General features: G+C 58.8%; 16 protein-coding genes and 1 tRNA gene. 12 read left to right on the top strand and 5 right to left on the bottom strand.

Features of this window, described 5'->3' with window-relative positions:
* Positions 1-122 precede the first annotated feature (122 nt).
* Together QNI81_RS08060 and QNI81_RS08055 are read left to right on the top strand one after the other, a co-directional pair.
* On the top strand, positions 123-326 hold the full coding sequence (locus QNI81_RS08060; protein ID WP_005620167.1) for a hypothetical protein: 204 nt from the start codon (positions 123-125) through the stop codon (positions 324-326).
* Entirely contained in the window at positions 323-775 is a 453-nt protein-coding gene (locus tag QNI81_RS08055) for a host attachment family protein (RefSeq protein ID WP_005620169.1), read from the top strand. The genes QNI81_RS08060 and QNI81_RS08055 overlap by 4 nt, the downstream gene beginning before the upstream one ends.
* An 84-nt stretch (positions 776-859) precedes the next feature.
* Here QNI81_RS08055 and QNI81_RS08050 read toward each other — a convergent pair whose 3' ends face one another.
* Positions 860-1,402 (bottom strand): LOG family protein, encoded by a 543-nt coding sequence (locus QNI81_RS08050; RefSeq protein ID WP_005620172.1) that lies wholly within the window; start codon positions 1,400-1,402, stop codon positions 860-862.
* Positions 1,403-1,551: 149 nt separating this feature from the next.
* On the opposite strand from QNI81_RS08050, the gene QNI81_RS08045 reads away from it, so the two are divergent.
* From QNI81_RS08045 to QNI81_RS08030, 4 genes are all read left to right on the top strand, one after another.
* Positions 1,552-3,258 (top strand): LysM peptidoglycan-binding domain-containing protein, encoded by a 1,707-nt coding sequence (locus QNI81_RS08045; protein ID WP_283966176.1) that lies wholly within the window; start codon positions 1,552-1,554, stop codon positions 3,256-3,258.
* Between the two features lie 107 nt (positions 3,259-3,365).
* Positions 3,366-5,174 carry an ABCB family ABC transporter ATP-binding protein/permease gene (locus QNI81_RS08040; RefSeq protein ID WP_283966175.1) on the top strand — a complete coding sequence of 603 codons (1,809 nt, stop codon included), beginning with the start codon at positions 3,366-3,368 and terminating at the stop codon, positions 5,172-5,174.
* A gap of 465 nt (positions 5,175-5,639) precedes the next feature.
* Entirely contained in the window at positions 5,640-5,888 is a 249-nt protein-coding gene (locus QNI81_RS08035) for an EF-hand domain-containing protein (protein ID WP_005620181.1), read from the top strand.
* 352 nt (positions 5,889-6,240) lie between these two features.
* Entirely contained in the window at positions 6,241-6,729 is a 489-nt protein-coding gene (locus QNI81_RS08030; RefSeq protein ID WP_283966174.1) for a cupin domain-containing protein, read from the top strand.
* Positions 6,730-6,825: 96 nt separating this feature from the next.
* On the opposite strand, the gene QNI81_RS08025 is transcribed toward QNI81_RS08030, so the two are convergent.
* Positions 6,826-6,900 (bottom strand) — tRNA-Asn (locus tag QNI81_RS08025).
* A gap of 255 nt (positions 6,901-7,155) precedes the next feature.
* Here QNI81_RS08025 and QNI81_RS08020 point away from each other — a divergent pair.
* Complete coding sequence (locus tag QNI81_RS08020) at positions 7,156-8,991, top strand: methyl-accepting chemotaxis protein (RefSeq protein ID WP_283966173.1); 1,836 nt, start codon at positions 7,156-7,158, stop codon at positions 8,989-8,991.
* 151 nt (positions 8,992-9,142) lie between these two features.
* Here QNI81_RS08020 and QNI81_RS08015 read toward each other — a convergent pair whose 3' ends face one another.
* A complete protein-coding gene (locus tag QNI81_RS08015; protein ID WP_283966172.1) occupies positions 9,143-9,721 on the bottom strand; it encodes a PadR family transcriptional regulator in 579 nt (192 codons plus the stop codon).
* Positions 9,722-10,113: 392 nt separating this feature from the next.
* Between QNI81_RS08015 and QNI81_RS08010 the strand changes: the two genes are divergently transcribed.
* The gene (locus tag QNI81_RS08010) at positions 10,114-10,356 is read left to right on the top strand and encodes a hypothetical protein (RefSeq protein ID WP_005620190.1); all 243 of its coding nucleotides are present in this window, start codon (positions 10,114-10,116) and stop codon (positions 10,354-10,356) included.
* A 102-nt stretch (positions 10,357-10,458) separates the two neighbouring features.
* Here QNI81_RS08010 and QNI81_RS08005 read toward each other — a convergent pair whose 3' ends face one another.
* Positions 10,459-14,271, bottom strand: a complete 3,813-nt coding sequence (locus QNI81_RS08005) for an efflux RND transporter permease subunit (RefSeq protein ID WP_283966171.1) — start codon at positions 14,269-14,271, stop codon at positions 10,459-10,461.
* Complete coding sequence (locus QNI81_RS08000) at positions 14,268-15,515, bottom strand: efflux RND transporter periplasmic adaptor subunit (RefSeq protein ID WP_168576576.1); 1,248 nt, start codon at positions 15,513-15,515, stop codon at positions 14,268-14,270. Before QNI81_RS08000 ends, QNI81_RS08005 begins: the two co-directional genes overlap by 4 nt.
* Positions 15,516-15,879: 364 nt before the next feature.
* On the opposite strand from QNI81_RS08000, the gene QNI81_RS07995 reads away from it, so the two are divergent.
* The 4 genes from QNI81_RS07995 (at position 15,880) to QNI81_RS07980 (ending at position 20,436) form a co-directional block, all read left to right on the top strand.
* Positions 15,880-16,548 (top strand): tetratricopeptide repeat protein, encoded by a 669-nt coding sequence (locus tag QNI81_RS07995; protein WP_283966170.1) that lies wholly within the window; start codon positions 15,880-15,882, stop codon positions 16,546-16,548.
* A 68-nt stretch (positions 16,549-16,616) separates the two neighbouring features.
* Positions 16,617-17,942 (top strand): PQQ-like beta-propeller repeat protein, encoded by a 1,326-nt coding sequence (locus QNI81_RS07990; RefSeq protein ID WP_283966169.1) that lies wholly within the window; start codon positions 16,617-16,619, stop codon positions 17,940-17,942.
* A gap of 324 nt (positions 17,943-18,266) precedes the next feature.
* Complete coding sequence (der, locus tag QNI81_RS07985; protein WP_005651488.1) at positions 18,267-19,745, top strand: ribosome biogenesis GTPase Der; 1,479 nt, start codon at positions 18,267-18,269, stop codon at positions 19,743-19,745.
* Positions 19,746-19,785: 40 nt separating this feature from the next.
* A complete protein-coding gene (locus QNI81_RS07980) occupies positions 19,786-20,436 on the top strand; it encodes a MarC family protein (RefSeq protein WP_005651485.1) in 651 nt (216 codons plus the stop codon).
* Positions 20,437-20,495: the final 59 nt, after the last annotated feature.

The raw sequence follows: 20,495 nt of genomic DNA, 5'->3' as shown, positions 1-20,495 counted from the left end.
GCCTTTTTCTATCTAAGCCCCTCTATTTCAGTTGCTTGGCCCATGTTTTGGCCATGGAGCCTGGAACATTCGAAGGCATTGGGACGTTGAACGACTGAACGGCAATAGAATGGAGGCTCAACATGGCAGAGCGTTTGCGATCCAAGGACGGCCATCAGGAAACCAAGGATATTCTGGGCGAAGAGGGCGAGATCTCTCACGGGGGGCGCAGCGGTGGTCGGCTGGCCCGAGAGATTGCCAGCACAGACGAGAAGAAGCGGGCAATCGAACGTCCAGCCGGGGCAACCCGTGTCACCAAGGCCAATGAACAGGAGGATCAGTCATGAACATTCTGGATCAGGGGACATTCATCCTTGTGACCGATAGTGAAAAGGCGCTGCTTCTGGAAAACATCACGGATGCACAGGACCCGCATTTTGAGGTGCGCAGGAAGGAAGAGCAGGAGAACCCGTCCGACCGCGAACAATCCGCCAACCGTCCGGGGCGGAAGCAGGACACGGGCGTAGGTCAGCGGTCCGCGCTGGACGACACTGACTGGCATGAACTGGCCAAGGAGCGCTTTGCAGATGATATCGCGGATTTGCTCTATGAGCGGGCACACCGCGGCAAGCTTGGTCCGGTGATCATTGTTGCCTCGCCTCAGCTGCTCGGTGATTTGCGCCCCAAATTGCACAAAGAGGTGCAGGACCTGATCCAAGGTGAGATCCCCAAAACACTGACCAATCATCCGATCACAGAGATCGAACGCATCGTGAAGGATGAACTGGCGGCCTGAGGGCAGATCGCCGATCGTCTGGACTGACGTCTCAGTGGACTGTTTCGCCCCCGCAGGAATGTCGGGGGCGAACATGTATCTGGATCAGCTTTGCAGGGCCTTCAGGGCTGCGTCAGGCGTATCGGCCCATTGCAGATGCTCAGCATGATCGGCACCGGCAAAGCCCTCGCTGACCACGTGTTCCACCAAGGCGCGCAGGGGCTCCCAGTAGCCGTCGGTGTTGAGCACGACGATAGGTTTATTGTGCAGCCCCAACTGTCGCCAAGTGATTGCCTCAAAAAGTTCATCGAGTGAGCCCATGCCACCGGGCAGCAAAACCATCGCATCGGCGTTGTAAAGCATGACTTTTTTGCGCTCGTGCATGGTTTCGGTCACCACATAGGTGGTGAGATCGCGTTTGCCGATCTCGCGGTTGACCAGATGTTCTGGGATCACGCCAAAGGTCTCGCCACCCGCGGCTTGCGCTGCCCGCGCCACCGTGCCCATCAAACCCACATCGCCTGCACCGTAAACCAGTCGCAAACCGGCATTCGCCAACCCGGTGCCAAAGTCACGGGCGGCAGCCTCGTAGGCTGGTTTTGCTCCCATACGAGAGCCGCAATAGACGCAGACGGATGTGACAGCCATGGCGCACCTTTTTCATTTTCAACGGGATTTTCGCGATGTTGCGGAAACATCGTGCTTTGACCCCTCATAGCGGTATTGCTAGGTTTGCTCAACCGAGAGCGCGGCAACAGTGCTCCGGGGCAAAGGGATCTAAAGGAAATAGTCGCAAGATGACGAAGACAAGCGGGATAGGCGCGGGGGCCGGGCTGGCCATCGGCACCGTGGCCACGGTGGTGGTCGTTGGGGGCGGGTTCTTTCTCGCGCGGGGGGGTATGCTGGGCGAAGGCGCCAAGGCAATGGTCGAGCGGCAACTGGTGGCTTTGGGCCTTGCTGTGCCGCCTGCGCCCCTGACGTTGCCCGCTGACCCTGCGGTTTCCGATGCGCCTGTGGATGCGGCCTCCGCAGATGGGCTGGTGGACGCCGCGCCTTCGACGGAGCCTGCGTTTGAACTGAAAGCCCCCAAGCTGGAGGTTGCGCGCTTTGAACCCGATGGCTCTGGAATCGTTGCGGCATCAGCGCAGGTCGGGGTTGAGGTGCAGGTGCTGCTGGATGGTGCGGTGTTGGACACGCAGACGGTGCCGGACGCTGGGGAATTTGTATCCTTTGTCACCATCGACTTGAGTGATCAGCCGCGCATGTTGACACTCCTCGCGCGGCACAATGGTCAGGAACTGGCCTCTGAGGATAGTTTCATCCTTGCACCGATGACGGCGCCAGCAGCCCTAGCGGATGAGATCGCCTCACCAGAGGTGGGGACCGACCGCGATGCACCGCCGCCGCCGATTGACGGCCAAGAGGTTGAGACTGCTCAAGCACCGGACCCTGTGCCAGCCCCATCGACCGACACCAGCCCAAGTTTGAGCGACAGCTCTGCATCAGAGCACGTGTCGCAGCCTGAAGAAAACCCGCAAGAGGTCGCGCGCGCTGAAGCCGCTGATGTGGTCTCTGAAGCGACTGCTGTATCAAAAGAGGCTGAAACAGTGACCGCCGAGGATACGTCGACTGTCGCAAGTGCCCCTGAGGAAGAGGTGCTCGCCCCCGCACCAGCCCCCGCGCAGGGGGGTGAAACCATCGCATCGGATGAGCCTGCACTGGGATCGGGTACCGTTGCACAGGCAGATGACGAACAGGTCTCTGCGCCGCACTCTTCTGATGTGGTAGAAACGTCTGACACAGTGCAAGCGGTGCAGGAAACGAATGCCACTGAGACGCAAGCACCAGACATCGCACAATCCGAGTCTGCGGTTGCACTCAACACGCCGCAACCTGCGCCACAGACCGGGGCGACAAATACGCGCCGTGCGCCCCAATCTGACGCATCGGTCGCCGTGCTGCGCGCGGGGCGTGATGGCGTCACTTTGGTGCAACCTGCGCGTCCCACTGTGCCGGAATTGGTAGGCAAGGTCGCATTGGATACCATCAGCTACACAGATGCCGGTGACGTTCAATTGGCCGGGCGGGCCAAGCCTGACGCCATGGTGCGTATCTATCTGGACAACAGCCCCGTCGCCGATCTGGAGACCGCAGCAGACGGGCAGTGGAGCGGCAATCTGACCGCGATTTCACCGGGGATCTACACTTTGCGGCTGGATGAGATTGATCCAACCGACGGCATGGTGCTGAGCCGCCTGGAAACGCCTTTTAAACGTGAGGCCCCAGAGGTCCTGAAGCCAGCACTGGCCGCCGATGCAGAGCCGGGTGCGGCGCGTCCTTCTATCCGGGCGGTGACCGTGCAGAAAGGCGATACGCTCTGGGCGATTTCACAGCAGCGCTACGGCAGCGGGTATCTCTATGTGCGGGTGTTTGAGGCAAACCAATCCGACATCCGCAATCCAGACCTGATCTACCCCGGTCAGATCTTCACTCTGCCCGAGTGAAGGCTTAGATGAATTCATGATGTGGCGCGCTCCCGTCGTGGGGCGCGCTTTCTTGTGCCGGGTCTTGCGCTAGACATGTGCCGGGCCGAATTGACAGAGGAGCTGTAATGCCCCCGATGGATGATCCCAGCGCCGCAGACGAACGTCGTTCCGGCCTGCGCACCCTGCGTAAGGTCTGGCCCTATGTCTGGCCTGCCACAGAACGCTCAGTGAAAATCCGGGTCCTGCTGGCAATCTTGGTGCTGGTCGCTGCCAAGGGGATCGCAGTGGTGACACCGGTGTTTTACAAGGGTGCTGTGGACGCGCTGGCAGGAGAGGGGGTGCCGGTTCTGGCGCTCGGCGCAGTTGGTCTCACGGTCGCCTATGGCATGGCGCGGGTGATGAACACCGGGTTTCAGCAGCTGCGCGATGTGATCTTTGCCCCTGTTACCCAGCGCGCGCTGCGGCGACTGGCGCTCACCACCTTTCGCCACATCCACGCGATGTCCATGCGGTACCACATCACCCGCAAGACCGGTGGGCTGAGCCGTATTATCGAGCGCGGCGTCAAAGGTGTTGAATTCCTGTTGCGTTTTTTGGTGCTCTCGATCGGTCCGCTCTTGCTGGAGCTGACATTGGTCGCGGTGGTGCTCGCATGGTGGTTCGACATTTGGTATCTGGTCGCCGTCGCGGTGACTGTGGTGCTTTATGTGTGGTTTACCTTTGCGGTGACCGAATGGCGGGTGAAGCTGCGCCGCGAAATGAACCGCCAAGACACCGATGCCAATCAAAAAGCCATCGACAGCCTGTTAAATTACGAGACAGTCAAATACTTCGGTACCGAAGACCGCGAAGCCGCACGCTATGACGTCGCCATGAAGGGCTACGCCGAGGCGGCCTTAAAAACGGCCTATTCACTGGGCGCGCTCAATTTCGGGCAGGCGGTGATTATCACCGCCGGGCTGGTCAGCGTGATGGTGATGGCGGCCATTGGCGTCGAGAGCGGCAAGATGACTGTGGGCGATTTTGTCATGGTCAACGCCTATATGATCCAGATCACGGGCCCTCTGGGTTTTCTTGGCACGGTCTATCGCGAAATCCGGCAGAGCCTTGTGGACATGGGCGAGATGTTCGACCTGCTGGAGCAGCCCCCGGATGTGCAGGATGCCCCGGATGCGCGTGACCTCAATGTCAGCGGTGGCCAGATCCGTCTGGAAAATGTCCGTTTCGGCTATGAGGCAGAGCGCGAAATCCTGAAAGGTGTCTCGCTTACCGTCGAGGCCGGGCAGACCGTGGCGATTGTCGGCTCCACCGGGTCTGGCAAATCCACCATCGGGCGGCTTTTGTTCCGCTTTTATGATGTAAGCGCCGGGCAATTGCTGATCGACGGGCAGGATGTGCGCGAGGTCACACAAAAGAGCCTGCATGCCGCCATTGGCGTGGTGCCGCAGGATACTGTGCTCTTTAATGATACCATTCGCTACAACATCGCCTATGGCCGCGACGGAGCAACCGAGGATGATATCGTCGAAGCCGCCCGCGCCGCGCAAATCCACGATTTCATCGCAAGCCTGCCCGAAGGATATGACACTCCGGTCGGTGAACGGGGTCTGAAACTCTCAGGTGGTGAAAAACAGCGGGTGGGCATCGCGCGCAGCCTGCTGAAGAACCCGCCGATCTTGCTCTTGGACGAGGCCACATCCGCCTTGGACACCGACACAGAGCAAGAAATCAAGGGGGCATTGGCGCGCGCCGGGCAGGGGCGGACTGTAATAACCATCGCGCACCGCCTCTCGACCATTGCCGAGGCGGATCGCATTGTGGTGCTGGAGCAGGGCGACGTGGTTGAGACCGGAACCCATGATGCGCTGATCGCGCAGGGCGGCCGCTACGCGCAATTGTGGCAGCGCCAGCAGGCAGATCGGGACGTCGCCTGACCCATCGCTTGGGGTGTGTGGCGGCGCATGTTTGTAAAACCGCCACCAATCGCGGGTACGACAGGAAACGACATGAAAGAGGCCGAGCGGTTTTTTTGACCGACTCGGCCTCTTCATTGATGGGATTCGGGCAAAACCTGAGCGGAGATCATCGCGCAATTGCGCTGCGGGAGATGATTTCCGTCTGGCGATTTTGTTCCCGTAAAAGTTGCGAGTTCTGGATATCGCCCATTTTGGGCGGTGCTTTGCCAGATCCGGTAATTTTGGGTGGCGGGGAAAGGTCCACAGAACTGCGACGCGCGCCAAGTCGCCGGTGTGAAAGGGAAAATCAGGCCGAACATTGCCCGAAATCCCGCAAGACCTCTGACCCTCTGGCGAGGCACCGAGACCCTCACTACCTTCATTCTTGTCACGAGGCGCACCGACGCCGAGCGACATAAACAAACCAAAGAGTGGAGTATAACGATGAAGACTTTTGCCCTGACCGCCGCCGCTATCGCAACTCTGGCCGCAGCACCTGCAATGGCCAGCAACTTTGCCGCCGAGGTCGATGCTGACGGCAGCGGCACCCTGTCTCTCGAAGAGCTTCAGGTGGCTTACCCGGCGCTGACGGCAGAAACCTTCGCGCAGATCGACGTGGACGCAAATGGCGAGGCCGACATGGAAGAGGTTGCCGCCGCGCAAGAAGCAGGCCTGTTGGTCAACAACGGCTGATCCACCCCCCAAGGCGGGACGGCTCAGCAATGCGCCGCCCCGCTGACCGGGCACCCGTCCATGTGACTGGTCTGCGCGTATCTTGTTACGGGCTGCCTGGACAGTCGCACGCCCTGTCGTGATCCGGCCCCTGGCTCATCCACCCCGGACCCGATGACCTACCTTCCCCAAGGCGAGGGCTGACCTCCCAGATTGGGCATTGCGACTGGAAAAGACCTCGCCTCCTAGCGGCGGGGTCTTTTTCATGTCTCATTTGTACCGATGTATGCGTGCGAGTTTGCGGATTGCACCTCCGGGCCTATAGTTCCCTCGCGCGCCTATGCGCTGCAATTTCCTAAAAAGGGCAGGCACAATGAGCGATGATATTTATTTGGTCCCAGCGGCTGAGATTGCTGCGATGGAGGGCTTGGCAAAAACCCATTTTCTCAATCCCGACGCACAGCGCATCAACAAGAGCCTTGGCGATCTTGCGGGGCTCACTGGAATTGGCGTGCATCTGATCGAGGTTGCACCGGGCCATGACACGGCGGAGCATCATGTGCACCACCATGAGGACGAATGCGTCTACGTGCTTGAAGGCACGGCAACCGCGTACATCGGCGACCGCGAATACCAGATCGCTCCGGGTGACTTCATCGGCTACCGCAAAGGCGGGCTTGCACATTCCATTCGCAACACGGGCTCAGAGACGTTTCGATGTCTGGTGATCGGGCAGAGGCTGGCCCATGACGTGGCGGATTATCCCCACAAGGCCAAACGTATCTATCGAAACACTGGTCTGGCGTGGAATTTGGTAGATCACGACGCCATCGCGGAGCCGGTTGCCGGCGCAAAGGCATAAGGCGCAGCTTTGGCTGAAAGAACTCTCACCGCATAAGCGCGAATACACCCATTCCACTAGGGGAACGGAGCGAGCGGATCTTGATTTTGAGTAAATTGGCTCCGGCGGTAGGGATCGAACCTACGACCAATTGATTAACAGTCAACTGCTCTACCGCTGAGCTACGCCGGAGTGTGAGCGTTCGTATAGCGATGCAGTTTAGGGGCGTCCAGCAGAAATTTGAGGGAAAAGGCAAATTTCTCGTCAGACCGAACCGTACCGTCCTTTGTTACGCCGCTGCTGAGCAGCGGTTGGGCGAGGGGGATCGTTCGTATGTATCGAAAATTGGAGGTTTTATGCTGTTTTCGCGTAGCGCCTCCGGCAAAGGCTTAACTGAAAAAAAATGCATTTGCGCGAGAGTGACCCCAATTAATTTGGAGGGACACCATGTTCTTAACGTCTTGGTTCCGGAACATGCCAGTGAAGCGCAAAATCCTGCTTCCCGGGATGGCGGGCTTACTGATGATGATCGGTGTGATCACGACTTTCTGGGCTCAACGCCTGTCTACGGCGCTCTATACCGGCTTTGAAGAGCAGGTATCGCTGACGGAGTCCTACATTGCCGCACCTCTTGCGACGGCGGCGTGGAACTATGATGGCGATCTGGCGAATACCACATTGGCCTCGCTGGCTGAGCGCGAGACATTTGTTTTTGCGCGTGTCGTCAGCAGCGGTGATGTGCTGGCAGAGGCCTTTAAGGGCGATCAGATGCAGGAGGCGTGGACTGATCGCGCGAATGGTCTGCTCGAGTCTGATCAAATGCGGCTCGAGGATGGGGATTTTACCTATTTCAAGACGCCACTGATGTTTGAAGGCGAGGAAGCTGGCAATATGGTCTGGGCGCTGGATACTTCCATCATCGCCAATCAGATCATGCATGCGAACATGGTCGCAGCGGGCCTTGGTTTTGCGATCTTCGCCGCGTTTTCGGTGATTTTTTATATGATTGCGGTTGCGGTGTCGCGTCCGATCCAGGACGTGGTCACGCATATTGATGCCTTGCAACATGGGGACACGACGCGCGACATTCCTGAGGCCAATCGCCGTGATGAGATCGGCGCGCTTGGCAAGGCGCTGGTGGATTTCCGTGACACCACTGCTGAGCAGAAGCGGATGGAAGAAGAAAAGCGCAAACAGGATGCCGTGCAAGAGCATGTGGTGAGCGTTCTGTCCGACGCACTTGGCAAGCTGTCTACTGGCGATCTGACCGTAAACATCAAGGAAGATTTCCCCGCTGATTACGAAAAACTCAGCACGGATTTCAATGCCTTGGTCAATCGTCTGTTCGATACGGTTTCGGCCGTTGTGGATGCAGCCGATAGTATTCAGAACGGCTCGACCGAGATCAGCTCTGCCTCTGACGATCTGGCGCGCCGCACAGAAAGCCAGGCCGCAACTCTGGAGGAGACGGCAGCTGCACTGGATGAGCTGACCGCATCTGTGCGTCAGGCCGCCGAAGGTGCTGGCAGCGTTGCCAACACCATGGAAGAGGCAAAATCCGAAGCGGTCAACAGCGGTACCATCGTCAATAATGCCGTGTCCGCAATGACGGAGATTGAGCAATCCTCCAACCATATTTCGCAGATCATTGGCGTGATCGACGATATCGCGTTCCAGACCAATCTTCTGGCGCTGAATGCGGGTGTTGAGGCTGCACGAGCGGGTGAAGCTGGCCGTGGGTTTGCAGTGGTGGCGTCCGAGGTGCGCGCACTTGCACAACGCTCGTCTGGCGCAGCAATGGAGATCAAAACGCTGATCGGTGACAGTTCCAAACAGGTGGAGCGCGGCGTCGATCTGGTTGGCAAAGCGGGAGAAGCGCTGCACAATATCGTAGAGCGTGTTACGCAAATCTCCGGTTTGATTTCCGACATTGCGCAGGGTGCAAGCGAGCAATCCGCCGGGCTTGGCGATATCAACAGCGGCATGGTTGAACTGGATCAGGTCACGCAGCAAAACGCTGCGATGGTCGAAGAGGCCACCGCTGCGAGCCATATGCTCAAGGCCAACGCGGTGAACCTTGCGGAAATGGTTGCACATTTCAAACTTGGCGCAGGGACACGCAATGTGGCGCCCATCGCACCCGCAGCGGCTGAAGAGCCTCAGACGGTTGCTCCGTCCGCACATGGGGACGATTGGGATTACACGCCCGAACCCAGCAATGTAGCGGTTGCAAGCAGCAAGAGCAGCAGCAATGCCGCCGCTAAATTGTGGGAAGATTTCTGATTAACGTCAGCATTTCTTGAGATCTGTGCGGACGATCCGCAGATCCGATAAAAGATCCCGGCGCTGCGAGGTGCCGGGATTTTCTTTTGAAATGTTCCGAGGCTGCCCTGATACGAAGCCCGGAGCAAAAGCACATCACTTGCAACGTAATTTAGAGATCTTTGAGTGACGCAATCGTTGCATCGCACCAATCCACCGCTGCACTGGCCATGCGATAACCGTAATCCAGTGTTGATATCATAAAGGCGGCGTTTGCCAATTCTCCCGCGGCTTCTTCGGCTTGGCGCTGTCGGATGATTTCTTCGAAAAAGGCGATGCGATCTTGCAGACTGTGGCGGTGGTCTTCCAACATCTTGATTATGACCTCTGGCGCGACGCTTGCGCCAAAAAACATCTTCAGGAGCATCTCATTGCGCACGATGACATCACTGTTTGGGCCCGCGATCCAGTTCTGCAACGCCGCCTGACCACGATCGGTAATCTGATACATTTGCCGCTGGCGTTTGCCTGTAGACGTCGGGGAGGTTGTGTCACGTTCTATCAGCCCCTCGTCTTCAAGAGCACGCAGGATGGGGTAGATCTGGCCGGCGCTTTCATTCCAGAAAAATGACGTACTGCGTGAGATCGCCTGCTTGATGTCATAGCCAGATTTTGGACCCATCATAACAAAACCCAAAACCGCATATGCGGTGCGTTTGCGCCCAATTCTGGCTGCGGCGGACTTAGGCATCTCGTAGAACTCTGTACTCGTCATCGACACAGGGCGGTTGTCGCGCTGTGTATAGGGGATTTTGATATTTGCATGTGTTTTGGCGGTGACGCAAGTTGAGGCGGACAGAGCGAAGCCACATAGCTGCCGAAAGCGTCTTTAAAAAGACATTTAATATCAATGTGGTGTAGCTCGATCTGAAAGTTTGTTCCATCACGCATAGGTGATTATTTGCCAAAGCAGACGTCTGTGCGACACCTTGCTTGTGATGGAACGCGATCTCGGCAGTCGCGCGCCGATCCGGACAGGTGAGGGCGTATGACACTGGAGATCACAGGGATGGTTCTTAGGTGATGTGGTGTCACGAGGGCAAACCCCTCAAATTCACGAGTAAGACCTCAAAGGAGGACATCATGAAACGCATTGCACTGACCACCGCAGCCCTGAGCGCCCTGATCGCAGCCCCCGCCATGGCAGAAGTTGAGCAGGCAGGCGCGCTGACCTTCAAGGAGCTTCAGCAGGAGTATCCTACGCTGACCCAGAAGGAGTTCGAGATGGTTGATGTCAACAAAGACGGCGTGGCCGATATGGAAGAGATCGATCAGGCCGAGCAATCTGACGTGCTGGAACAGGCACCGATGAACGACAAGAGCTGATCGTCTCTGCGCCCGAGGCTTTGATCATCATATCAGCCGTCAATCGGGAATAAAAAAACGCCCCCTCTGAGATTTCAGAGGGGGCGTTTTGTCAGTGCCGGATTACTCAGCGGCCCTAAGGGGAGAGCTTCCTGTCGGGGTGTCGGCATCTTCGGCCGTGTCGTTTGAGGTAGACACATCATCCGTGTCCTTCGCCGCAGGTTCGCCCAGCCAATCGATTTCGGTCGAGGGCAGGCGGCGCGCTTTGCGTTGCAGCTCTGTATCACGCACCACTTGGCTGCCGCTGCCACCGCTTATGCGTGCAATGACACGTCCCATCCACGCCATATAGGTCGAGAGCCACACCCGGATCGCCAGCAGCGACGGTGTGACCACCAGCGTCAGCACAGTCGCGACCCCAAGGCCAAAGACCACGGCAGTTGCCAACTGCTTCCACCACAGCGCGGTTGGGCTGTCGATGGAATAGCCACCGTTGATGAAATCCAGACTGATGCCGAACATCATCGGTGCCAGACCCGCCATCGTGGTGATGGTGGTCAGCAGCACCGGACGGATGCGGGCCTCTGCTGTGCGGATGATGGCTTCGAGCCGTGGCATGTGCTGGCTGAATTCTTGATAGGTATCAATGAGAACGATGTTATTGTTCACAACGATCCCCGCCAGCGCCACGATGCCCGTTCCAGTCATGATGATGGAAAACGGCTGTTGCATAACCATCATGCCGATCAGCACGCCGGTGGTGGACAGAACAACCGCCAACAGCACGAGCACCGAATTGTAAAAGCTGTTGAACTGCGCCAGCAAGATCACAAACATCAGCCCAAGTGCGCCGAGGAAGGCCTTGGCAAGGAAGGCACCGGACTCGGCTTGCTCTTCTTGATCGCCCGTCCATTCCCAATCAATCGAGGCGTCAAATGGCGAGGTTTCCAGCCATTTGGTCAGCTCCGCGATGCGCTCGTTGGCATTGATTGGGGTGATCAGGGTGTCGCCATCTGCAATCGCCTCACGCAGCGCATCAACAGAGCCGGACCCGGTCAGTGTCTTGACCTCGGCTGTTGCACCATTGGGGAGCGTTACTGTGTCGCCAGTCGCACTTGCGCCCTCGGTAAGGGTTTTTACGATTGCAAGAGGCACGGTTTCACCATCGCCGTCCTGCATGGTGATGCTGCTGAGACCCGGCTCAACATCTGCTTTCACATCGAAGTAACGCTGCTGTTCGATGCGCGAAATCTCGGCGAGTTTCGGCACTGGCTTGCGCGTGACAAAGTTCGACAGCGGCACCAGACCTTCTTCGGTGCGCAGTTTGAGCGTATCGAGTGTGGACAGCACACGTTGCTCTTCGGGAAGGCGCAGGCGGATTTCGATTTCTTCGTCCGAACTGTCCACCCGCATGGTGTCGAGCAAGATGCCACGTGTCACCAATTGCACCATCGCGCCGACGGTGGCCACATCGGCGCCATACCGACCCGCCTTTGCCACATCCACGTCGATTTCCCAATCGATGCCGGGCAGGGGTAGGCTGTCTTCGATCAGTGTCAGTCCCGGTGTCTCTTCGAAATGCGTGCGAGCGATATTTGTGGCCGCGCGCAGCGGTTCCCAATCGTCCCCTTTGATGCGCAGGTGCACCGGCTTGCCTGACGCGGGTCCACCTTCGAGCGCTTTGATTTCAACTTTGAAACCGGGAAGCGTGTCGGTGAGTTTGCTCAGCTCTTCGAGCACCGTGTCGCCGTCAAATTCGTCGGCGGTCACTTCGCGCTCAAAGAGGCCACCGAGGATTGGTTCGGTCTTGGTCGGGCGGTCCTCCCATGGGATGATCTCAAACTGCACCTGCCCGATGGTGTCGGGCGGGGTGCTGGCACCAGAAGCATCCGTGTTGAGACCGCCTTCGCCTGCAAAGGAGAACACATTGATTACAGCCGGGTGCTGCATGATCAAATTCTCGGTGGCGCGTACCATCTCGTCTTTTTCATGGAGCGAGATATTGCCGCGTGCCCGCACATAGGCGGTGGCCTGTTCGGGTTCGCTTTCGACAAAGAACTCGACCCCGCGATTGTTGGTCTGGAACAGACCGAACACTGTCATGATGCCAAAGCCCACCACCAAGAGCGTGACCACTGGCATCACAGGGTTGCCGACGATCATCTTGATAAACCAGCCAAACCCGCGCAGGCGGTTGCCTGCGACGACGCCACGCTGGCGGCGCTGCAGTTCTGCTGCGCCAAGGGTGATAGAAGCTGCTACAGCGGACAACAAAAAGATGGCAGCCCCAAGGAGCGCCGCCGGCATACCGGTGGCCCCCGAGATCAGATAGCCCGGGTTGAGCAGTTGCATCGCCCCCACGAACATCCCCCACAGCGCCACCGGCACCAAGGCTGCGCGCACCGCCCAAGGAAGCGTGCGGCGCAAAACGTCGGAGGCATTGCCAAACGTGCGGCTCAACCGACCTGTGACACCGCCCATGACTGGCAGATAGATCAGCGCAACCACGAGCGAGGCCGAAAGAACGAAGATCAGAGTTACCGGCAACATCCCCATGAATTCGCCCGGCACACCCGGCCAGAATAGCATCGGCAAGAAGGCACAGAGCGTTGTCGCGGTGGAGGAAACCACCGGCCAGAACATCCGCTGAGCGGCCTCCACATAGGCGTGCATGGGGCCGGTACCTTCGGCGATGCGTTTGTCGGCGTATTCCACCACCACAATCGCACCATCCACCAGCATCCCCACCGCAAGGATCAGGCCGAACATCACGATGTTGGAGACCGAAATCCCCATCAACGCAAGGAACGCAAAGCACAACAGGAACGACGTTGGGATCGCAAAGCCCACCAGAAGCGCGGCGCGGCTGCCAAGTGCTGCGAGGATCACAATCATCACCAGCGCCACAGCCGTCAGGACAGAGCCTTCAAGCTGGCTGACCATGGATCCCACAACGCGGCTTTGGTCGTTGGATGTGCCAAGGGTAACAGCGGCCTTGAGCTCGGGCGGCCATTTGTCTTGCGCTTCTGCAAGCGTCGCCTTCACCTGATCTACGGTGTCGATCAGGTTGAACCCTTTGCGCTTTACCACCTGAAGCGCCACCGTGTCGCGACCATCAAATCGCGCGGTGCCTTGGCGGTCCTCAAACGTGAAATTGATCTGTGCCAATTCCCCCAGCGTGACGACGCGATCGCCATTGGTTTTGACGGGAAGGCCGTAGATGTCCTCGACGCTGTCAAACGACGATGGGATTTTGACCGAGAAGGTACCTTGATTGCTCTCAACCTCACCGGCGGCAATCAGTTGGTTGTTGTTTTGCACAACATTAATCAGCTCGACCGCAGTGACGTTATAAGATTCCAGACGCAGCGGGTCGATCAGGACTTCGACCATTTCGTCGCGATTGCCTGCAATCCCGGCCTCAAGCACGGAATCCAGCGCCTCAAGGTCATCCTGCAAGTCCTTGGCCAGCCGCGCCATTGTCCGTTCCGGCACCGGGCCGGACATACTCACGATGACAATGGGAAACTCAGAGAAGTTAATCTCGTGGATGGCGTATTTTTCCGCGCCCTCTGGAAACTCCGCCTCGGCGGCATCCATTGCATCGCGCACATCCGCCATGACGGCGGTTTTATCCCAGCCAAAGTCGAATTCCAGCGCCACACCGGCGTAACCTTCGGCAGCGGTGGCAGACATTTTGTCGAGCCCGTCCAGATCGGCAAGCTCGGTTTCCATCACCTTCACAAGCAGCGTCTCGGAGTCCTCGGCCGAGATGCCGGGGAAGGGTACGGAGATGAACAGGGCGGGGATTTCGATATCGGGCTCGCCCTCTTTGGGCAGGCTCACATAGGCAAAGCCTCCCACCAGCAAGGAGATGGCGATAAAGGCGAGGACCATCCTCGCACGATCTGCGGCCCAGTTGACGAGACCGATCATTCACTCATCTCCCGATAGGTAGGGTCAAGGGCGACGCCTTCGGTGACGAAGTCCTGACCCACTGTGATGACATCTGCTTCTTCGGGCAGGCCATCAATCCAGACGCCGGTAGATTCGTCGCGTAGCAATGTGACGGGCACAAAACCTGCGGTTTTATCTTCGCGCACCACGCGCACGCCCAGTTGGCCTTCATTATTCAGTGTCAGCGCCGATTGCGGCAGACGGTGGGCCTTGGTGCCTTCGGCGGCGATCACGATCTCTGCGGTCTGGCCGTCGCGAATGGCCAGATCTGGGTTAGCAACGGTGATTTCCACCTCAAAGGTGCGGGTTGTCTCATCCGCCGATCGGCTGATGAAAGAGACGGTCCCTGCCACCTGTTTCCCGGTCGCCAGCCGCGCGCCCGCTTTGGACCCCAGCGAGACATGGTTGATCGACGTTTCCGGCACGTAGCCCACCAGCTTGATGGTATCGAGTTGAATGACGGTGGCGCAGAGGCTCCCGGCTTGCAACAGGCTGCCAAGTTCGGCGGTGTCTGATTCCAAGATACCATTGAACGGGGCATGAAGCACCAAGCGATCCATTTCCTTTTCCGCAGCATCAACAGCGGCGACAGCGGACTCGATCCCGGCATGGGTCGACGTTAGCCCCCCTTCGGCGGTGGCGATTGCAGCTTGCGCGGTGCGCTCAGCGGCCTTGGCCGATGCAAGACGAGTTTCCGAAGCATAGCCGCCTTCAGAGAGCTTCTGGGCTGCGGTGAGATTGATGCGCGCTTCTTCAAGGACGGCCTTGGCCTCCTCAAGGCGGGCCTCAGCGGCAGGAACATTTGCGCGCGCTTCGGCCAATCGGGCTCGGGCTTCGAGGAGTGAGGCGGGCCGTGTCCCTGGGTCGAGTTCGCAGAGCACATCGCCTTTCTCGACCGATGCGCCTTTGCGCAGGGGCTCAGAGATCACGGTGGAGGCGGTCTCCGCCATGACATTGACCTGTCGCATGGCGCGGGTCTGGCCACGCAAGACCACCGCATTGTCGATGGCGCGCGCTTTGCTGTGCACTGCAACCACTGCCACGTGAACGCCGGTGTCGCCAGCATCGGCCAATTCGGTGCGCGCGTCTGCCTCTGGGGCGGTGTCTTCAAATTCGTTGGTATCTTCGCCGCGGGCGAAAGCCAGCAGGCTGTCGCGCTCCATGACCAAGGCGTAAAGGCCAAGCGTCACGACCAGGGCGGTCAGAAGAGGGATTATGCGCATCGTAAAAATCGACTCCAAAATTGGACACTTTTCTGTGAGGTCTACCGTGTTCCGTCGCGTCACACTGTGAAGAAGGTCACATTCAGCTGTTGCAATAAAGCAGGCAGGGTTGGGATCTGCCACGATGACAGACCTAGGTGTTTTCGCGCGTTAAGAAAATGGTTCTGATTGCTCTTGTCACGCAAAATGACGCGAATCGTCCAAGATTCTGACCCGCTGGCGCAGGTTCAGCCGTGATTCTCGGCATTTTCTGACGGAGTGGACGGGACTTGGCTTGTCCCGCAGCACAGGCTATGTCACATCGACACTAAGACAATCCGTGCCCGTATATGGGTGTGGAGATTTGAGCGACAAGGGCCGTTTCATGAGCGATACCGACAGTTTCATCGATGAGGTCACAGAAGAGGTCCGCCGCGACCGCCTGTTCCTAATGCTAAAGCGTTATGGCTGGATCGGTGCTGTGGCAGTGCTGCTGATCGTCGGTGGTGCGACATGGCGTGAATACAGCCGCGCCAAGGCCGTCAGCGCCGCGCAGGACGTCGGAGACCAGATTTCGGCAGCGCTCACCGCAAATGACGCGGCAGATCGCGCGGCGGCATTGGCGGATATTTCCGCCAGTGAGGTGGGTGCGAAAGCTGTTGTGGATTTTGCGCAAGCGGCTGCATTGGCGGACGCAGGCGAACTCGAGAGAGCGGCGAGCCTGTTGGAAGCCGTGGCACAGCAAAGCGAGCTACCGCAGGTCTACCGTGACATTGCAGCTTTCAAATCTGTGATCCTTCAGGCGGATACCCTGCCTGTCGAGGACCGTAGATTGCGCTTGGAAACGCTCGCTGCAGCAGGCGGCTCACTGCAATTTCTGGCAAGCGAGCAGCTGGCGCTTCTCGATATCGAGGCAGGCGACACGGACGCCGCGCTGGCGCGTCTCAAAGAGATCGCAGCCTCGGCTGGCGTGTCGCGGGACTTGCAAGAGCGCGTCTCTCAAGTGATTGTAGCCCTTGGCGGATCGCCGGAGGCGGAAGCTCAGGAAGGCTGAGGTCTGCGCGACAGCAGATCCGGCGGGACCAGTGATAATGACCCATGAATAATGACAGGGGCAGGGTGATGACGGCAATTCCAGGTGGTTTCGGCCTGCGTGCAAGCGTGATGGCAACGGCGATGGCGGCTCTTCTGTTGGGCTGCACTGAGCCGGAGGAAATCCTGCGCGGTGCACGTGAGGATATCCACGCGGATCGCCGGGGTGGCGTTGTTGAAAATCGCTCGGTTGCGATCTCGCTGCCGCGTGCGGTCACCAACAGCTCGTGGCAACAAAGCCCCGGCCAGCCCACTACACGGACCACCCATGCGGCACTTTCTGTCGCGCCCTCATTGATCTGGTCGACGAATATTGGTGCAGGTGACAGCCGCAAGCAGCGCATCACAGCCGCCCCCGTTGTGGGCGGGGGGCAGATCTACACGCTGGATGCGGCATCCAAGGTTTCTGCGGTTTCCCCTTCGGGCGCGGTCCTGTGGCAGCGCAATATTGAGCCTGCAAGCGACGAAGAGGGCGACGCCACAGGTGGCGGCATCGCTTATGCGGATGGCGTGGTCTATGTGTCTTCGGGCTTTGGTGTTCTGAGTGCGCTTAATGCCAAGACAGGCCAACCCGTATGGCGGCAAGAGCTCGATGCGACAGGCTCCGGCAGCCCGACGATTCGCGACGGACTCCTCTATCTTGTGGCCGGAGACGACACGGCTTGGGTGATCGACACCAAAGATGGCCGGATCGCATGGCAAATGGAAGCGAGCCCCAGCGCGTCCAACATCCTCGGAGCTCCGGCACCCGTTGTGGGATCTGAGATTTCCATCTTTGCCTTTGGCTCTGGTGATTTGATCGGCACGTTCCGCCGCGGGGGCTTCCGCCGCTGGATCGCTTCGGTTGCGGGTGCGCGAACCGGCAGCGCGATTTCGCAGATCAGCGACGTGACGGGCGCGCCCTTTATGGACGGAAATCGTGTTTACGTCGGCAACCATTCGGGCCGCACGGCAGCCTTTGATGTGGCTTCGGGCGAACGTCTGTGGACCGCGTTTGAGGGCACCTTTGGCCCGGTCTGGGCCGCGGGCGGCAGCCTGTTTTTGGTCAACGATCGCAGCCGCCTGATGCGTCTCAACGCCAATGACGGCAGCCCCATCTGGTCGGTAGACCTGCCGGGGTACCTCAAGGATAAGCCGCGCAAGCGGGCAGAGATTGTGGCCCATCACGGTCCCATTCTTGCAGGCGGTCAACTGGTGGTTGCGTCCAACGACGGGCTTTTGCGGTTCTTTGACCCGGTTGATGGTCGTCAAACCCGCACAGTGGAGATCAAGGGCGGTGCCACAACCGAGCCCGTGGTGGCCAATGGCACCCTTTATGTGGTGACGCGAGACGGCAATTTGGCGGCGTTTCGCTAACAGCTACGGATTGCCCCATTGAGGTTTTGCGCTGCGCTTTGCGCATCGCGAGGGGGCGGGGCCGCGCCTTCGGCGCGGCCCCGCCCGGCCCAACGCTTCTTGTGATGCAGCCACAGGCTGCGTTGCAAAGGGGCGGGAGGACCCCGCTGTTTGTCGACCAGATCAAGGCGACAGGGTGGTTCAGGGCGCTGAAGCTGTGAAAAATCACCCGGACAGCCCTCGCGTGTTTTGGTCGCGCCAAATCGCCGGGGCATATTATTTACTGGCGCGTGCGGCAAAGATAGGCTATGCGCGCGGTTCACCAATCACGGAAAGTCCGGATCCATGTCCTTTACGCTCGCCATCGTGGGGCGCCCAAATGTGGGCAAGTCCACTTTGTTCAACCGTCTCGTCGGCAAGAAACTGGCGCTGGTCGATGACCAGCCCGGTGTCACGCGCGACCTGCGCGAGGGTGAGGCGCGGCTGGGTGATCTGCGCTTTACTGTCATCGACAGCGCCGGTCTGGAAGATGCCACCGACAACAGCCTGGAGGGACGCATGCGTCGCCTGACGGAGCGGGCGGTGGAAATGGCGGATGTCTGCCTGTTCATCATTGATGCGCGCGCTGGCGTGACCCCCACGGACGAGATGTTTGCCGAGATCCTGCGCAAAAAATCCGCGCATGTCATTCTCGCGGCCAATAAATCCGAAGGCTCCGCCGCCGATGCGGGGGTGATTGAGGCCTACGGTCTGGGGCTTGGTGAGCCGATCCGCATGTCGGGCGAACACGGCGAAGGCCTGAACGATCTTTATTCCGAACTTCTGCCTGTGTCAGAGAAATTCGAAAAACTCGCTGAAGAGACCGCTCCTGCCACCGACGTGGTGCTGGATGAAGACGAGAATGAGGCGTTCAACGAAGGCGAAGAGATCGCCGCAACACCTGTTCCGACCATGGAAAAACCGCTTCAGGTGGCCGTAGTGGGCCGTCCCAACGCCGGTAAGTCCACGCTGATCAATAAGATCCTTGGCGAAGACCGTCTGCTGACAGGTCCAGAGGCCGGGATCACCCGCGATGCCATCAGTCTCAAGATCGATTGGTCCGGAACACCGATGCGGATCTTTGATACCGCTGGCATGCGCAAAAAAGCCAAGGTGCAGGAAAAGCTGGAAAAGCTCTCGGTCTCTGACGGTCTGCGCGCAGTAAAATTTGCCGAGGTCGTGGTGGTGCTGCTGGATGCAGCCATTCCGTTCGAGCAGCAGGATTTGCGTATCGCGGATCTGGCTGAACGCGAGGGCCGGGCGGTGGTTGTCGCCGTCAACAAATGGGACATTGAGGACGAAAAGCAGGAAAAGCTCAAGGCGCTCAAAGAAGCCTTTGAGCGGCTGCTGCCACAGTTGCGTGGCGCACCTCTGGTCACGGTCTCCGCAAAAACCGGCCGTGGTCTGGACCGATTGCATGCGGCGATTATGAAAGCCCATGATGTCTGGAACCGCCGTGTGCCGACCGCCGCGCTCAACCGCTGGCTTGCGGGTATGCTTGAACAGCACCCGCCGCCGGCACCGCAAGGCAAACGCATCAAACTGCGCTACATGACCCAAGCCAAGACCCGTCCGCCGGGCTTTGTGGTGATGTGCTCGCATCCTGATAAGATGCCTGCGAGCTACAATCGCTACCTTGTGAATGGCTTGCGCGAAGATTTTGATATGCCGGGCACCCCCATTCGCTTGACGCTGCGGGGGCAGGGCGACAAGAACCCCTACAAGGGGAAAAAGAAATCGACCCCATCGCGCCTGCGTAAACACATTGAGGGCCGTAAAAGCTGATCCCAGCTAGCGCGGCCCCACAGACAGGAGACCGCGCCACATGACATGGCCCTTTGTCTTTCAAGACCTCGTGCGGGAGTTCATCACGCTTTTTGTGGTGATCGACCCGGTTGGGACCATTCCTGTATTCTTGTTTGCCACGGCTGCAGTCCCCCAGCGGCTGCATCGCTCATTTGCACTGCGGGCGGTTTTGGTATCGGCGCTGGTCTTGGGGCTGTTTCTGGTCTTGGGGCAGATCATTCTCGAAGGCATCGGGCTGCGCCTTGGTGCGTTTCAGATTGCGGGCGGGATCATCTTGTTCCTCTTTGCGCTCAGCATGATTTTTGGTGAAACCAAAGCCGCAAGCGAGATCAAAGAAGCCGAAAACGAGGATCTCTCTGGCGCTGTGTTTCCACTGGCGATCCCTTCGATTGCCTCACCCGGTGCAATCCTCGCCGTGGTGATCCTGACCGACAATCACTCCACCGGCGTGGTGGAGCAGGCGATGACGGCGGTTGTATTGCTCTTTGTACTGGCGATTACCTTTGTTTTGCTGTTGCTCGCCAGTAAGATACAAAAGCTGATCGGCCAGACTGGTGTCAGCGTGATCAGCCGGGTTATGGGGTTGATCCTCGCCACTGTGGCGGTGGATGCGGTACTGCAAGGGCTGGAGCAAATGGGCGTTCTTGCGCTGTCCACCCCTCCGGTCTGAGGAAACGACCCTGCCGCGCATACAGCGGGTGAGGCGCAGGCGAGCTTTTGCACAGCTGG

The sequence above is a fragment of the Tritonibacter sp. AK171 genome (assembly GCF_030127025.1).
GTDB lineage: Bacteria > Pseudomonadota > Alphaproteobacteria > Rhodobacterales > Rhodobacteraceae > Epibacterium > Epibacterium mobile.
The sequence above is the reverse complement of the archived record's forward strand: the minus strand, read 5'-3'. Positions and strand labels throughout refer to the sequence as shown.

What these genes read in the sequence shown, in the direction of transcription:
- QNI81_RS08060 (WP_005620167.1), top strand. Translation starts at nt 123, where the DNA reads ATGGCAGAGCGTTTGCGATCCAAGGACGGCCATCAGGAAACCAAGGAT.
- QNI81_RS08055 (WP_005620169.1), top strand. Translation starts at nt 323, where the DNA reads ATGAACATTCTGGATCAGGGGACATTCATCCTTGTGACCGATAGTGAA.
- QNI81_RS08050 (WP_005620172.1), bottom strand. Translation starts at nt 1,402, where the DNA reads ATGGCTGTCACATCCGTCTGCGTCTATTGCGGCTCTCGTATGGGAGCA.
- QNI81_RS08045 (WP_283966176.1), top strand. Translation starts at nt 1,552, where the DNA reads ATGACGAAGACAAGCGGGATAGGCGCGGGGGCCGGGCTGGCCATCGGC.
- QNI81_RS08040 (WP_283966175.1), top strand. Translation starts at nt 3,366, where the DNA reads ATGCCCCCGATGGATGATCCCAGCGCCGCAGACGAACGTCGTTCCGGC.
- QNI81_RS08035 (WP_005620181.1), top strand. Translation starts at nt 5,640, where the DNA reads ATGAAGACTTTTGCCCTGACCGCCGCCGCTATCGCAACTCTGGCCGCA.
- QNI81_RS08030 (WP_283966174.1), top strand. Translation starts at nt 6,241, where the DNA reads ATGAGCGATGATATTTATTTGGTCCCAGCGGCTGAGATTGCTGCGATG.
- QNI81_RS08020 (WP_283966173.1), top strand. Translation starts at nt 7,156, where the DNA reads ATGTTCTTAACGTCTTGGTTCCGGAACATGCCAGTGAAGCGCAAAATC.
- QNI81_RS08015 (WP_283966172.1), bottom strand. Translation starts at nt 9,721, where the DNA reads ATGCCTAAGTCCGCCGCAGCCAGAATTGGGCGCAAACGCACCGCATAT.
- QNI81_RS08010 (WP_005620190.1), top strand. Translation starts at nt 10,114, where the DNA reads ATGAAACGCATTGCACTGACCACCGCAGCCCTGAGCGCCCTGATCGCA.
- QNI81_RS08005 (WP_283966171.1), bottom strand. Translation starts at nt 14,271, where the DNA reads ATGATCGGTCTCGTCAACTGGGCCGCAGATCGTGCGAGGATGGTCCTC.
- QNI81_RS08000 (WP_168576576.1), bottom strand. Translation starts at nt 15,515, where the DNA reads ATGCGCATAATCCCTCTTCTGACCGCCCTGGTCGTGACGCTTGGCCTT.
- QNI81_RS07995 (WP_283966170.1), top strand. Translation starts at nt 15,880, where the DNA reads ATGAGCGATACCGACAGTTTCATCGATGAGGTCACAGAAGAGGTCCGC.
- QNI81_RS07990 (WP_283966169.1), top strand. Translation starts at nt 16,617, where the DNA reads ATGACGGCAATTCCAGGTGGTTTCGGCCTGCGTGCAAGCGTGATGGCA.
- der (WP_005651488.1), top strand. Translation starts at nt 18,267, where the DNA reads ATGTCCTTTACGCTCGCCATCGTGGGGCGCCCAAATGTGGGCAAGTCC.
- QNI81_RS07980 (WP_005651485.1), top strand. Translation starts at nt 19,786, where the DNA reads ATGACATGGCCCTTTGTCTTTCAAGACCTCGTGCGGGAGTTCATCACG.